Origin of the sequence: Streptomyces callyspongiae (assembly GCF_047200695.1) — a bacterium.
Classification (GTDB): Bacteria; Actinomycetota; Actinomycetes; order Streptomycetales; family Streptomycetaceae; genus Streptomyces.
Genome location: NZ_JBJZOM010000002.1, coordinates 250,260 through 264,751, shown reverse-complemented (window position 1 = coordinate 264,751; position 14,492 = coordinate 250,260). Strand labels below are relative to the sequence as shown.

The window sequence follows — 14,492 nt, the reverse complement described above, 5'->3', positions numbered from 1 at the left end:
TCCGACGTAAGGATCCAATGACCTCTCCCTCTTCCCTTCCCGAATCGGGCCGGCGCCTCTCGGAGCCGGGCCGCCTGGCCGACGCCCTGATGGAAGAGGACGTCGCTCCGGGCGACGGTGTGGACTCCGCACGTGACGGCGAGCAGTACGACCGGGAGGAGCGTGCGGCGCTGCGGCGCGTCGTCGGGCTCTCCACGGAGCTCGAGGACGTCACCGAGGTCGAGTACCGGCAGCTCCGCCTGGAGCGCGTGGTCCTCGTCGGCGTGTGGACCTCCGGCACCGCGCAGGACGCGGACAATTCGCTCGCGGAGCTCGCGGCCCTGGCCGAGACCGCCGGCGCACAGGTGCTGGAGGGTGTCGTGCAGCGCCGGGCGAAGCCCGATCCGGCCACCTACATCGGCTCCGGCAAAGCGCTGGAGCTGCGGGACATCGTGCTGGAGACCGGCGCCGACACCGTCGTCTGCGACGGTGAACTCAGCCCCGGGCAGCTCATCCACCTCGAGGACGTGGTGAAGGTCAAGGTGGTCGACCGCACCGCCCTGATCCTCGACATCTTCGCCCAGCACGCCAAATCCCGCGAGGGCAAGGCCCAGGTGGCGCTGGCACAGATGCAGTACATGCTTCCCCGGCTGCGCGGCTGGGGCCAGTCGCTGTCCCGTCAGATGGGCGGTGGCGGTTCGGGGTCCGCCGGGGGCGGTATGGCCACCCGCGGTCCCGGTGAGACCAAGATCGAAACGGACCGTCGGCGGATCCGCGAGAAGATGGCGAAGATGCGCCGGGAGATCGCGGAGATGAAGACCAGCCGTGAGGTGCAGCGGCAGGACCGCAGGCGTCACAAGGTGCCGTCGGTGGCCATCGCGGGCTACACCAACGCAGGCAAGTCCTCACTGCTCAACCGGCTCACCGGAGCGGGAGTCCTGGTGGAGAACGCTCTGTTCGCCACGCTGGACCCGACCGTGCGGCGGGCCGAGACCCCCAGCGGCAGGTTGTACACCCTGGCGGACACGGTCGGCTTCGTCCGGCACCTTCCGCACCACCTGGTCGAGGCGTTCCGCTCGACCATGGAGGAGGTCGGCGACTCCGACCTCCTCCTGCACGTGGTGGACGGATCCCACCCCGCCCCCGAGGAGCAGCTCGCCTCGGTCCGCGAGGTGCTGCGCGAGGTCGGCGCGGTGGACGTCCCGGAGATCGTGATCGTGAACAAGGCGGATGCCGCCGACCCGCTGGTGCTGCAGCGGCTGCTGCGGCAGGAGAAGCGCTCCCTCGCCGTCTCGGCCCGTACCGGGATGGGCATCGAGGAACTGCATGCGCTCATCGACGAGTTGCTGCCCAGGCCGGCGGTCGGACTCGAAGTGCTCGTGCCGTACACGCACGGTGCCCTCGTTGCCCGCACCTACGCGGAGGGCGAGGTGCTGTCCGAGGCGCACACTGAGGAGGGCACGCTGCTCACGGTGCGGGTCCACGAGGAACTCGCAGCCGAACTGCGCGCCGCCGAGCCCGCCGCACGGGTCTGACGGCGGCAGTCACCGCACGGCGAAGGCCGCCCCCGCCGAGGAGCGGGGGCGGCCTTCGCCGTGAAACGTTCCGTGGGGCTCAGCCGGTGCGGGACACCGTGTCGAAGACCGCCTTCGCCTCCTCGCCCAGGCGCGGTCCCGCGAGCCAGCCGTGCGTGATGGGGCCGATCGAGGTGACCGACAGCAGGGTCCTGCCGTCCGCGCCGAGCCAACCGCCGCCGGACGAGCCGCCGGTCATCGTGCACCCGATCCGGTACATCGTCGGCTGATTCGCGTCGAGCGTCAGACGCCCCGGGGCGTCGGTGCAGCGGAACATGCGCTCGCCCTTGAACGGAGGGGCCGCCGGGTAGCCGTTCGCGGTCAGCGTGTCGATCCCGTCCACGCCGGGAGTGCCGAAGTCGACCCGGACGGCGCCCCCGACCGTCTCCTGCAGCGTCGTGCCGCTCTTGTCCTCGGGCTGCACCTTCAGCACGGCGAAGTCCTGCGGTGCCCCCTTGCCGCCGGTGTGCGCGCCGTTCTCGATCCAGAAGTCGGTGGTCCGGGCCTGCTTGGCCCACCAGATTCCGTGCGGGGCGACGGCGTTCTTCTCCGCGTCCGCCAGTTCGGAAGGCTTCAGACCGGCGTCGTTGAAGTGCGGGACGAAGACCACGTTGCGGTACCAGCCCCCGGTGGAACCGGCGTGGACGCAGTGTCCCGCGGTGGCCACCAGGTTCGAGCGCCCGGGGTTCTCCGGGTCCTTCACGACCGTTCCGGAGCACACCATGGATCCCTTGGGCGTCTCCATGAACACCTTGCCGACCGGCGGCGCGTTCTCGGTGTAGGGCAGCGGCACCGCCTCCGCCTCCACCGGGGCCGGCTCAGGATCGGTCACCCCCTCGTCGATCTCCGACTCGTCGACGTCACGGTCGTTCTCCCGGGCACCTCCCATCCGGTCCGGGTCCCAGTGGTCCTCGATGATCGGATTGATGAAGTCCCGGGCCTCCCGCAGCCAGTCGTCCCGGTCCCAGTCCTTCCAGGCGCCGTCCCGCCACTTGTCCAGGTCCTTCAGCGCCGCCGGCAGCTTCTCGGGCAGCTTGTCCGGCAGGCCGAGTTCGTCGCGCAGCTCGTCGAAGTCCTTCACCGGCTGCCGTTCGCCCGACGCGCTCGGCTTCGCGTCCGTGCCCGACTCGTCGGGCGCGCACCCGGTCGCGGCCGTCGCCAGCGCGGCCATCGCGGTGACCGCTCCGAGAGCCGGCCGGAATCGGTGTGCGCGGATGCCTCTGCTCGGCATGCGTGAATCCCCCCATGGTGTTCGTCCAACCGAAGTGACATGAACTCGCCGCAGTGCGGCGGCCCCCCACTATGCCCGGTCGTGCGGGGGATGCCGCTTCCAGGGTCCCCGGTTCCGCGCGAACCCCACACGTGATGCGCACGAGAGGGGGAGAACTGCCGAACGACCGTGATCCGCGGCCCTCCGCCTCGTTGAGCGCCACGGGAGCAGTGGTTCGCCCGGCGCGGGCCGACACGACAGCACGGGAGGCAGCAGTGAACGCGAGCTCCGCACACGGGCCGGTCCCCTCGCCCGGGGGGAGCCCCACCGGCTCCTGTCTCGCCGGGACCGAACGTCCCGAGGTGCCGCGGCAGGCGGCGGCGTCCTCCGGTGACGGCGACCGCCCGATGCGCCCGGAGGGAACGCCCGCAGTCGGCGATCCGCTCGAGCAGTCCGATTCCGCGGCAGCGGCGGACGCGGCCGCTGCGGAGGGGCTGCTGCGCTGCTGGGTGCGGGAGAACAACGTTCGGCAACCGCCCGATGGCGTACTGAGGATCGCCCTCGACGCCACCGGGGTCACGCTGTGCGTGCCCGTGCTCCACTGGTCGATGACGGGATGGCACCGCTTCGGCAGCGTCCGGCTCGACGGCGCGGCCGGAGACGAACCCGTCGACGCGGTCCTCCTCGCCTCGCTGTTCGGGCGGGAGGCCTCCCACCTGAGCGGCGGGCGCACCGGCGGCGGGGAGGGCGCGGCACTGGTGGCCCGGGTCGCCGACTCGGTGCGACGCAGCGCCGACTTCCTCGCGGCCCGGCGGGCCGCACCCGGCCCTTCGGCCGAAGGCGACCTCTTCCTGGAAGCGGAGCAGTCCCTCCTCCTCGGTCATCCGGTGCACCCCACACCCAAGAGCCGCGAGGGCCTGTCCGACGCGGAGGCACAGGCCTACTCCCCGGAGCTCCGCGGGTCCTTCCCCCTGCACTGGCTGGCGGTCGACCCGGCGGTTCTCGCCTCGGACTCGGCCTGGTACGACAGCACGGCGACCGCTGCCGGCCGCGGGGGAGTCCCGGTCCCGGCGGCGACCCTGGCCGCGCGACTGGCCGGTGAGCAGGTGGCTGCCGCTCTCCCCGAAAGCTTCGTGCCCCTCCCGCTGCACCCCTGGCAGGCCCGCGAGATCCGGCACCGGCCGCAGACCCAGCGTCTGCTGGACGCCGGGCTGCTCCGCGATCTGGGGCAGGCGGGCGACGCCTGGCACCCGACGTCCTCGGTGCGGACCGTCCACCGCCCGGGAGCGGAGGCGATGCTGAAGCTGTCGCTCGGTCTGCGGATCACCAATTCCCGCAGGGAGAACCTGCGCAAGGAGCTCCTGCGCGGCGTCGAGATCCAACGTCTGCTGCGCACCGGGCTGTCCGCGCGCTGGCGGGCCGCCCACCCCGGCTTCGACATCGTCCGCGACCCTGCGTGGCTGGGCGTGGACGATCCCTCGGGCGGACCGGTCCCCGGACTGGACACCGTCATCCGTCACAACCCCTTCGGCCCGGAGGACGACGCCGTCTGCATTGCGGCGCTCACCTCGCCCCGGCCGTGGCCCGGGCTGCCGCGGGAACGGCTGCTCCCGCGACTCGCCGTTGCCGTGGAAGCGCTGGCGCGGTCGACGCACCGCCCCGTCGCCGCCGTGGCCACCGAATGGTTCCTCCGCTACCTCGACCGGGTGGTGCGTCCGATTCTCTGGCTCGACGCCCACGCCGGCATCGCCCTGGAGGCGCACCAGCAGAACACCCTGGTGCTGCTGGACAGTCACGGATGGCCGTGCGGCGGCCGCTACCGGGACAACCAGGGCTACTACTTCCGGACATCCCGGCGGGAGGAGATCCAACGGCGGCTGCCGGGCGCCGGTGCCGCCAGCGACTCCTTCGTCGCCGACGACGTCACCGACGAGCGTTTCGCGTACTACCTCGGCATCAACAACGTCCTGGGACTCATCGGCGCCTTCGGAGCGCAGGGGCTCGTCGGAGAACCCCTGCTGCTCGCCGCATTCCGGCAGTTCCTGCAGACGGAGGCGTCCGGTCCGGGAGGAGCACCGGTCTCGCCCCTTCCCGAGCGCCTGCTCTCCGAACCGACACTGCGCTGCAAGGCGAACCTCCTCACGCGTCTGCACGGCATGGACGAACTCGTCGGGCCGGTGGACACCCAGTCCGTCTACGTCACCGTCGACAACCCGCTCGCGCCCTGAACCCCGGGCTCCGGAGGCACTGATGGAACTCCCCGTCCCGCCCTCGTCCCGGGGCTCCGTGCGCAGCGCCCCCCGCGGTCGGGACGGCGTCCGGGCCCTTCCCGGGAAGACGGCTGCGCCGGACGGCCGGCACCACGGGGCAGGAGCCGACGGACCCACCGCCCCGGCGGGGCCCGACGAGACGGACACCGTGGACCTCGACCTTTCCGGGCAGGCCGGTGCGTTCCTCGACGGGGCGGGTGCCTGCGCTCCTCCGACCGGTCGGCCGGAGAACCTGCCGCTCCACGGCGACCGGCGACACGGCCCGTCCGGCTCGGAGCTTCTCGACGGCATCGGCGACTGGCCGTCCGCGGCGACTCCGAGCGGCATCCTCCAACTGGTTCCCGTCCGACTCGAAAGGGACCTGCCGCTCGTCTCCGGCTGGATGAACGACCCGGCGGTCGCCGAGTTCTGGGAGCTCTCCGGGCCTGTCGGTACCACCGCCGCGCACCTGCGCGGTCAGCTCGACGGCGACGGCCGGAGCGTCCCCTGCCTGGGCGTGCTCGACGGCGTTCCCATGAGCTACTGGGAGATCTACCGCGCGGACCTGGACCCACTGGCCCGCTCCTACCCGGCCCGGCCCCACGACACCGGAATCCACCTGCTCCTCGGCGGTGCCGCCGACCGGGGGCGCGGGCTGGGCACCCGGCTGCTGCGGGCCGTGACCGGCCTCGTCCTCGCGAACCGTCCGGACTGCCGACGCGTCGTCGCCGAGCCCGACCTCCGCAACATCCCCTCCGTGGCCGCCTTCCTGGGAGCCGGCTACCGCTTCTCCGCCGAGGTGGATTTGCCCGGCAAGCGCGCCGCGCTCATGGTCCACGACCGCTGAGCCTCCGTGCCGCCACCCGCCGCCTCAGACCCCGACCGCCATCCGACAAGGGAGACGCCCCGGTGCCCCAGCACCCCTCCGCCCTCCGGGTTCCGCCCGGCCTCGACCAGGACACCTGGGAACAGGCCGAACAGCGGCTGCTGACCAAGATGCTCGCCGAGTTCGCCTACGAGGAGATCCTCCGCCCCCGGCTCGAGCCGGACGGCACCTACCACCTCGCCGTCACGCACGACCTCACCCTCCGCTTCCGGGCCCGCCGGGGTGCCTACGGACACTGGAGGATCGACCCGGACAGCATCACCCCCCGGGTGAGCCCCCTCGACTTTGTCGCCCTCGCCAACCGACGGCTCCTCGGCCTCGGCGGGGACACCACCGGACACCTGCTCCGCGAACTGACCGCCACCCTCACGGCCGACGCACGCCTGGCCGCTGAAGCGCTCAGCGCACCGGAACTCGCCGAGCTCGGATACGCGCAGTTGGAGGGCCACCAGACGGGGCACCCCTGGCTGGTCGCGAACAAGGGGCGGCTCGGTTTCTCCGCCGCCGACGCCGCGAACTGGTCGCCGGAGAACCGCACCCCGCGCCGTCTGCCCTGGATCGCCGTGCACCGGTCACTGGCGCAGTACCGCGGCGTGGCGTCGCTCGCCGACCCGGCGCAGCTCTACTCCCGTGAGCTCGGGCCGGCGACCCGCGGACGTTTCGACGCCATCCTGGAGGCGCAGGGACTCCGGTCGGAGGATCATCTGCTGCTGCCGGTGCACCCCTGGCAGTGGGACGAGACCATCGCTCCGCTGTTCGCCCGCGAGATCGCGCGGCGCACCCTCGTGCCGCTGGAAGCGGACGACGACGTGCGGCTGCCGCAGCAGTCCGTGCGCACCTTCCTCAACGTCAGCAGCCCCGAACGGCACACCGTCAAACTACCGCTGTCCGTGCTCAACACGCTCGTGTGGCGCGGCCTTCCCACGGAGCGCACGCTCGCCGCCCCGGCCGTCACCGCCTGGGTGCAGTCCCTGCGTAACGAGGACCCCTTCCTGCGTGACGAGTGCGGGGTCGTCCTGCTCGGGGAGGTCGCTTCGGTGGCCGTGCCGCACCCGGTCTACGACACGCTGCCGCGCGTGCCGTACCAGTACCGCGAGCTGCTCGGCTGCATCTGGCGCGAGCCCCTGGAGCCGCAGCTCGACTCCGGTGAACGCGCCCGGACCCTGGCCGCGCTGCTGCACACCGACCCGGAAGGCCGCTCCTTCACCGCCGAACTCGTCGCCCGTTCCGGGCTGTCCGCCTCCGTCTGGCTGCGGCACCTGTTCGCGGCGCTCCTGCCGTCCCTGCTCCACTTCCTCTACCGGTACGGCACCGTGTTCTCCCCGCACGGCGAGAACGCCATCGTGATCTTCGACTGCGACGACGTGCCGGTGCGGCTGGCCGTGAAGGACTTCGTGGACGACGTCAACGTCAGCGCCCTGCCGCTGCCCGAGCACGAAACGATGCCGGACGACGTACGCGGCGTGCTGCTGACCGAGGAGCCCTCCTTCCTCCCGCAGTTCATCCACGCCGGCCTCTTCGTCGGGGTGTTCCGCCACCTTGCTCCGCTGTGCGAGGAGCAGCTCGGTGTCGCGGAGGAGGCGTTCTGGTCCCTGGTGCGGGAGGAGGTGCGGAGGTACCACCGCCGCTTCCCGCGTCTGAAGGAGCGCTTCGAGACCTTCGACCTCCTGACTCCGCACATCGACCGCCTGTGCCTGAACCGGAACCGGCTGCATGCGGACGGCTACCGCGACCGGGACGAGCGCCCCCACGCCGCGGTGCACGGCACCGTGCCGAATCCGCTCCACGGACCGTGACCGGGCGCGCCTCCGACTGTCGGAGCGGCCGCGTAGGCTGTGAGGTCTATGAGCAAGCCTGACCTCACCGAGCTGCTGCATGCCGCTGTCGAAGCCGTCGGGGGCACGGAGCGCCCCGGTCAGGTGCAGATGGCACAGGCCGTGGCCGACGCCGTCACCGAGGGGAGCCACCTGCTCGTCCAGGCCGGCACGGGCACGGGGAAGTCGCTCGGCTACCTCGTGCCGGTGCTCGCCCAGGGCGACCGTGCCGTGATCGCGACGGCCACCCTCGCGCTGCAGCGCCAACTCGTCGAGCGGGACCTTCCGCGCACCGTGGAAGCGCTGCACCCGAGTCTGCGCCGCCGCCCGGAGTTCGCGATGCTCAAGGGGCGTTCGAACTACCTCTGCCTCCACCGGCTCCACGAGGGGGTGCCGCAGGACGAGGAGGAGGGACTCTTCGACCCGTTCGAATCCGCCGCCCCCACCAGCAAGCTCGGCCAGGATCTGCTGCGGCTGCGCGACTGGTCCGACGAGACCGGGACCGGCGACCGGGACGACCTCAGTCCCGGGGTGTCCGACCGCGCCTGGTCCCAGGTGTCCGTGTCCGCCCGCGAGTGTCTGGGCGCGACCCGCTGCCCCTACGGGGAGGAGTGCTTCGCGGAGGCGGCCCGTGAGCGGGCCAGGCTCGCGGAGGTCGTGGTCACCAACCACGCCCTGCTGGCGATCGACGCGATCGAGGGCGCCCCCGTCCTGCCGAGCCACGATGTGCTGGTGGTGGACGAGGCGCACGAACTGGTCTCCCGCGTCACCGGGGTTGCCACCGGCGAGTTGACCCCCGGCAGTGTCGCGCGAGCCGTGCGCCGAACGTCACGGCTGGTCGACGAGAAGGCGGCCGACCGTCTCCGGAGCGCCTCGGAGACGTTCGAGCGGTTGATGGAACTGATGCTGCCCGGCCGGCTGGAGGAGGTTCCGGAGGATCTCGGCTACGCCCTGGCCACGCTGCGGGACGCCGCGCGGCTGTGTCTCACGGCACTGGGCGAGACGCGGGACCGCTCGGTGCAGGACGAGGACGCGGTGCGGAAGCAGGCGCGTGCCTCGATGGAGAACGTGCACGATGTCGCCGAGCGCCTGGCCCTGGCGTCGCCGTACGACGTCCTGTGGTGCGAGCGGCACGACCGGTGGGGGGCCTCGCTGAAGGTGGCGCCGCTGTCCGTCTCGGGGATGCTCCGCGAGAAGTTGTTCGCGGACCGCTCGGTGGTGCTCACCTCGGCCACCCTGAAACTGGGCGGCGACTTCGACGGCGTCGGGGCGTCGCTGGGACTCGCTCCCGAGGGGCGTCGGGCGCTCCGGGCACAGCAGGCGCAGGAGAGCGAGGAGGAGCGGGCCGAGGGCGACTCCGAGGAGGAGGAGGCGCCGCGCTGGAGCGGCCTGGACGTGGGTTCCCCGTTCGACTACCGCAAGCAGGGCATTCTCTACGTCGCGCGGCACCTCTCGCCACCGGGGCGCGAGCCCTCCCGGAGCGACATGCTCGAAGAACTGTCGGACCTGGTCCAGGCCGCGGGCGGCAGAACTCTCGGCCTCTTCTCCTCCATGCGGGCCGCACAGACGGCTGCCGAGGACCTGCGGGGGCGCCTGGACCTGCCGATCCTGCTGCAGGGCGAGGACACCCTGGGCGAACTCATCCGCAGCTTCGCCGAGGATGCGCGGACCTGCCTGTTCGGTACGCTCTCCCTCTGGCAGGGTGTCGACGTGCCCGGCGTGAACTGCCAACTGGTGGTGATGGACCGCATCCCGTTCCCGCGTCCCGACGATCCGTTGATGAGCGCCCGCCAGAAGGCGGTGGAGGACGGCGGCGGCAACGGCTTCATGGCCGTGGCCGCCCATCACGCCGCCCTGCTGATGGCGCAGGGCGCCGGTCGACTGGTCCGTGCGGCGGGGGACCGTGGTGTGGTCGCGGTGCTGGATCCGCGCCTGGAGCGGGCCCGCTACGGAGGGTTCCTGCGGGCGTCCATGCCCGACTTCTGGTACACCACGGACCGCAATCAGGTGCGCCGTTCCCTGGCGGCTATCGATCGGGCAGCCGGCGCGGAGGCGTGAGGGTGAGGGCCGCACGGCGAAGCCCCGGGGCCGCGGAAAGGACCTCGGGGCTCCGACAGGGAGGGCGCGCGCCTCAGACTCGGCGCAGCACGGCCACGACCTTGCCGAGGATGGTCGCCTCGTCCCCGGGGATGGGCTGGTAGGAGGCGTTGTGGGGGAGGAGCCAGACATGGCCGTCCTCGCGCTTGAACCGCTTCACGGTCGCCTCGCCGTCCAGCATCGCGGCAACGATGTCGCCGTTCTCCGCGACCGGTTGACGGCGCACAGTGACCCAGTCCCCGTCGCAGATCGCGGCATCGACCATCGAGTCGCCGATCACCTTGAGTACGAACAGCTCGCCGTCACCGACGAGTTGGCGCGGCAGCGGGAAGACGTCCTCCACCGATTCCTCGGCGAGGATCGGGCCGCCGGCCGCGATGCGCCCGACGAGCGGGACGTAGGAGGCCGAGGGCTTGCCGGAGGTGTCCGCGGTGTGGTTGCTCGGAGTGTCGGAGCCGCGGACCTCGTACGCGCGGGGGCGGTGCGGATCCCGTCGCAGGAAGCCCTTGCGTTCGAGCGCCATCAGCTGATGCGCCACGGAGGACGTGCTGGACAGGCCTACTGCCTCGCCGATCTCCCGCATGGACGGCGGGTATCCGCGGCGCTGCACCGAGTCGCGGATCACCTCGATGACGCGGCGCTGCCGATCGGTGAGCCCGGAGCTGTCCGCCCGAATGCCGGGCGGGCGGCCCGGGAGCCGGGCGGGCGGCGCGTCGTCCGGTGCACTGCCCGTCGCTCCCGGTGCTTCCGGTGTGCGCACCGCGCCGTCCTCGACGGCGATCGTCGCGCTGTTTGCGGTGGTCATGGCGGCCCCTCTCGTGCGGTTCTCCCTGTGGCTCAACGGTAGTTGGTTTCGAAAGGTTGCGCCAAACACACGTTCGAGTGAAATATCCGAATACAGCTTTCGTGATCATGGGCGCGCATGTATAAGCGCTTACCCGACTGTGGTTCCGGCGGTCCCCGCCGTGCGTCGACGGAGCCCGGACGCGTACGCTCGTCGCCGTCGCGCAGCCCGACACGCGTGTCGGAAGGGTTGTCGTCCAGCCACCAGATCTAGTGGTTAGATGGATCCTAGCCACCCACAAGTTGTGGTCCCCCGGGGTCTTGTCCTTCGGGTGTGGACTATGCTGGTGGCATACCTCGAAGGGCTCCGGCGAGCCCTGTCCGGGGCGGTCCAGTCATGCACGGTGAGAGTCGAAGGGTGGGGAGAGACGATGCACTGCCCCTTCTGCCGCCACTCCGACAGCCGTGTGGTCGACAGTCGCACGACGGACGACGGCACCGCGATCCGGCGCCGCCGGCAGTGTCCCGACTGCGGGCGCAGGTTCACCACGGTGGAGAACGCGTCGCTGATGGTGATCAAGCGCAGCGGGGTCACCGAGCCGTTCAGTCGCGACAAGGTGATCGCCGGTGTCCGCAAGGCGTGCCAGGGGCGTCCCGTCACCGAGGACGCCCTCGCCCAGCTCGGCCAGCGGGTCGAGGAGGCGGTCAGAGCGACCGGAAGCGCGGAGCTGTCCACGCACGACGTGGGCCTCGCCATACTGGGTCCCCTCCAGGACCTGGACCTTGTCGCCTATCTGCGATTCGCGTCCGTCTACCGGGCTTTTGAGTCGCTCGAGGACTTCGAGGCCGCCATCGCGGAACTCCGTGATGCCGGGCCACCCGCCGAGGGGCTCGGGGACGGTGGGGACCGGGAGGTTCCCGCGCCCGCTGCCGCCGCCGACTGAGCGACTCGGCGCCATACCTGACCGGACGACCCGCGGGCCTCCGGTCGCAGTTCAGCAGTCGCGTTCCGGGAGTATCCGGGGCGCATGGGGGCGTTATGCCCGTACAGGGAGGCGGAATGACAGAGACGGCGAGCGGCCCGGCACGCGGTTCACGCGGCAGGGGCGGCAGGGCGAACAAGGGACTGCGCATCGAGCGCATCCACACCACTCCCGGAGTGCACCCGTACGACGAGGTCACCTGGGAGCGCCGAGACGTCGTCATGACCAACTGGCGCGACGGCTCGGTGAACTTCGAGCAGCGGGGCGTCGAGTTCCCCGAGTTCTGGTCGGTGAACGCGGCCAACATCGTGACCAGCAAGTACTTCCGTGGCGCGGTGGGCTCGGAGCAGCGCGAGAGCAGCCTCAAGCAGCTGATCGACCGCGTGGTGCAGGCCTACCGGGCGGCGGGTGAGGAGAACGGCTACTTCGCGTCCCCCGCCGACGCGGAGATCTTCGAGCACGAGCTCGCCTACGCGGTGCTCCACCAGATCTTCGCCTTCAACTCCCCTGTGTGGTTCAACGTCGGCACGAAGCAGCCGCAGCAGGTCAGTGCGTGCTTCATCCTCTCGGTCGACGACTCCATGGAGTCGATCCTCGACTGGTACAAGGAAGAGGGGATGATCTTCAAGGGCGGTTCCGGCGCCGGGCTCAACCTGTCCCGCATCCGCTCCTCCAAGGAACTGCTCTCCTCCGGCGGCAACGCCTCCGGACCGGTCTCCTTCATGCGCGGCGCCGACGCATCCGCCGGCACGATCAAGTCGGGGGGTGCGACGCGCCGGGCGGCCAAGATGGTGGTCCTCGACGTCGACCACCCCGATGTCGAGGCCTTCATCGAGACCAAGGTGAAGGAGGAGGAGAAGATCCGCGCGCTGCGCGACGCGGGCTTCGACATGGACCTCGGAGGCGATGACATCACCTCCGTCCAGTACCAGAACGCGAACAACTCGGTCCGCGTGACCGACGAGTTCATGAAGGCGGTCGAGGCCGGCGCCGAGTTCCCGCTGCGTGCCCGGATGACGGGTGACCTCGTCGAAAAGGTGGACGCCAGGGCGCTGTTCCACAAGATGGCCGAGGCCGCGCACGTGTGCGCCGACCCCGGCATCCAGTACGACGACACGATCAACCACTGGCACACCTCGCCGGAGAGCGGGCGCATCACCGCGTCCAACCCCTGCAGCGAGTACATGCACCTGGACAATTCCTCGTGCAACCTGGCCTCGCTCAACCTGATGAAGTTCCTCAAGGACGACGACGCCGGCAACCAGTCCTTCGAGGCGGAGCGTTTCGCCAAGGTCGTCGAACTCGTCGTCACGGCGATGGACATCTCGATCTGCTTCGCCGACTTCCCCACCGAGAAGATCGGCGAGACCACCCGCGCGTTCCGTCAGCTGGGTATCGGATACGCCAACCTCGGTGCCCTGCTGATGGCCACCGGCCACGCCTACGACAGCGACGGCGGACGGGCGCTCGCCGGATCCATCACCTCGTTGATGACCGGCACCTCCTACCGGCGCAGCGCCGAACTGGCCGCGGCGGTGGGGGCCTACGAGGGCTACGCCCGCAACGCCGAGGCCCACAAGCGCGTCATGAAGCAGCACGCCGAGGCCAACGACGCCGCCAAGCGGATGGACGACCTGGACACTCCGGTCTGGGCCGCTGCCACGGAGGCCTGGCAGGACGTGGTGCGTCTGGGTAAGAAGAACGGCTACCGCAACGCCCAGGCGTCCGTGCTCGCACCGACCGGCACCATCGGCCTGATGATGGACTGCGACACCACCGGGGTCGAGCCCGACCTCGCACTGGTCAAGTTCAAGAAGCTGGTCGGCGGCGGCTCCATGCAGATCGTCAACAACACGGTGCCGAAGGCGCTCAAGCGTCTGGGCTACCAGCCCGAGCAGGTCGAGGCGATCGTCGAGCACATCGCCGAGCACGGCAACGTCGTGGACGCGCCGGGGCTGCGGCCCGCCCACTACGAGGTCTTCGACTGCGCCATGGGCGAGCGGTCCATCTCCCCGATGGGCCACGTGCGGATGATGGCGGCAGCGCAGCCCTTCCTCTCCGGGGCGATCTCCAAGACCGTGAACATGCCGGCGTCCAGCACCGTCGAGGACGTCGAGGAGATCTACCTCCAGGGCTGGCGCCTGGGCACGAAGGCGCTCGCCGTGTACGTCGAGAACAGCAAGGTCGGTCAGCCGCTCTCCGCCAAGCAGAAGGAGGAGAAGGCCACGGAGGAGGACAAGGCCGCGGTGGTCGAGTACCGCCCGGTGCGCAACCGCCTGCCCAAGGGCCGCCCCGGCATTACGACCAGCTTCACGGTCGGGGGCGCCGAGGGCTACATGACGGCCAATTCCTACCCGGACGACGGCCTCGGCGAGGTCTTCCTGAAGATGTCCAAGCAGGGCTCGACCCTTGCGGGCATGATGGACGCCTTCTCCATCGCCGTCTCGGTCGGCCTCCAGTACGGCGTGCCGCTGGAGACCTACGTCTCGAAGTTCACCAACATGCGCTTCGAGCCGGCGGGCATGACCGACGACCAGGACGTGCGCATGGCGCAGTCGATCGTCGACTACATCTTCCGCCGCCTGGCGCTGGACTTCCTGCCGTTCGAGACGCGTTCGGCCCTCGGCATCCACTCGGCTGAGGAGCGCCAGCGGCACCTGGACACCGGGAGCTACGAGGCGGGGGACGCCGAACCCGACGCCCCGGCGCAGCCCGCTCCGGAACAGCCGACCACGCCGGCCCGGCCGAGGGAGGCCCACAACTCCACAGAACTGGTGGAGATGCAGCTCGGTCTGAACGCCGACGCGCCGCTGTGCTTCTCCTGCGGCACCAAGATGCGGCGTGCCGGGAGCTGCTACCTCTGCGAGGGCTGCGGTTCCACCAGCGGCTGCAGCTGACACCGGGCGGGAACCGCGTC

8 protein-coding genes and 1 pseudogene are annotated in these 14,492 nt (G+C 70.9%); 7 read left to right on the top strand and 2 right to left on the bottom strand.

Annotated features, from left to right (window positions below; genetic code table 11):
* Positions 1-17 precede the first annotated feature (17 nt).
* Entirely contained in the window at positions 18-1,514 is a 1,497-nt protein-coding gene (hflX, locus tag ACL06G_RS02865) for a GTPase HflX (RefSeq protein ID WP_412835334.1), read from the top strand.
* A gap of 79 nt (positions 1,515-1,593) precedes the next feature.
* Here the strand turns inward: hflX and ACL06G_RS02860 are convergent, their stop codons facing one another.
* Positions 1,594-2,784, bottom strand: coding sequence for a trypsin-like serine peptidase (locus tag ACL06G_RS02860; RefSeq protein WP_412835333.1), 1,191 nt, complete (start codon positions 2,782-2,784; stop codon positions 1,594-1,596).
* Between the two features lie 254 nt (positions 2,785-3,038).
* On the opposite strand from ACL06G_RS02860, the gene ACL06G_RS02855 reads away from it, so the two are divergent.
* From ACL06G_RS02855 to ACL06G_RS02840, 4 genes are all read left to right on the top strand, one after another.
* Entirely contained in the window at positions 3,039-4,991 is a 1,953-nt protein-coding gene (locus ACL06G_RS02855; RefSeq protein ID WP_412835332.1) for an IucA/IucC family protein, read from the top strand.
* Between the two features lie 22 nt (positions 4,992-5,013).
* Positions 5,014-5,859, top strand: a complete 846-nt coding sequence (locus ACL06G_RS02850) for a GNAT family N-acetyltransferase (RefSeq protein ID WP_412785062.1) — start codon at positions 5,014-5,016, stop codon at positions 5,857-5,859.
* 62 nt (positions 5,860-5,921) lie between these two features.
* The gene (locus ACL06G_RS02845; RefSeq protein ID WP_412835331.1) at positions 5,922-7,694 is read left to right on the top strand and encodes an IucA/IucC family protein; all 1,773 of its coding nucleotides are present in this window, start codon (positions 5,922-5,924) and stop codon (positions 7,692-7,694) included.
* A gap of 48 nt (positions 7,695-7,742) precedes the next feature.
* A complete protein-coding gene (locus ACL06G_RS02840; RefSeq protein WP_412835330.1) occupies positions 7,743-9,770 on the top strand; it encodes an ATP-dependent DNA helicase in 2,028 nt (675 codons plus the stop codon).
* A 73-nt stretch (positions 9,771-9,843) separates the two neighbouring features.
* Here the strand turns inward: ACL06G_RS02840 and lexA are convergent.
* A pseudogene (gene lexA, locus ACL06G_RS02835) lies at positions 9,844-10,521 on the bottom strand (transcriptional repressor LexA); the annotation flags it as partial.
* Positions 10,522-11,023: 502 nt separating this feature from the next.
* Between lexA and nrdR the strand changes: the two are divergent.
* Together nrdR and ACL06G_RS02825 are read left to right on the top strand one after the other, a co-directional pair.
* Complete coding sequence (gene nrdR, locus ACL06G_RS02830) at positions 11,024-11,536, top strand: transcriptional regulator NrdR (RefSeq protein WP_412785102.1); 513 nt, start codon at positions 11,024-11,026, stop codon at positions 11,534-11,536.
* Positions 11,537-11,652: 116 nt separating this feature from the next.
* A complete protein-coding gene (locus ACL06G_RS02825) occupies positions 11,653-14,472 on the top strand; it encodes a vitamin B12-dependent ribonucleotide reductase (RefSeq protein ID WP_412785058.1) in 2,820 nt (939 codons plus the stop codon).
* Positions 14,473-14,492 lie beyond the last annotated feature (20 nt).

What these genes read in the sequence shown, in the direction of transcription:
- ACL06G_RS02860 (WP_412835333.1), bottom strand. Translation starts at nt 2,784, where the DNA reads ATGCCGAGCAGAGGCATCCGCGCACACCGATTCCGGCCGGCTCTCGGA.
- ACL06G_RS02850 (WP_412785062.1), top strand. Translation starts at nt 5,014, where the DNA reads ATGGAACTCCCCGTCCCGCCCTCGTCCCGGGGCTCCGTGCGCAGCGCC.
- hflX (WP_412835334.1), top strand. Translation starts at nt 18, where the DNA reads ATGACCTCTCCCTCTTCCCTTCCCGAATCGGGCCGGCGCCTCTCGGAG.
- nrdR (WP_412785102.1), top strand. Translation starts at nt 11,024, where the DNA reads ATGCACTGCCCCTTCTGCCGCCACTCCGACAGCCGTGTGGTCGACAGT.
- ACL06G_RS02840 (WP_412835330.1), top strand. Translation starts at nt 7,743, where the DNA reads ATGAGCAAGCCTGACCTCACCGAGCTGCTGCATGCCGCTGTCGAAGCC.
- ACL06G_RS02825 (WP_412785058.1), top strand. Translation starts at nt 11,653, where the DNA reads ATGACAGAGACGGCGAGCGGCCCGGCACGCGGTTCACGCGGCAGGGGC.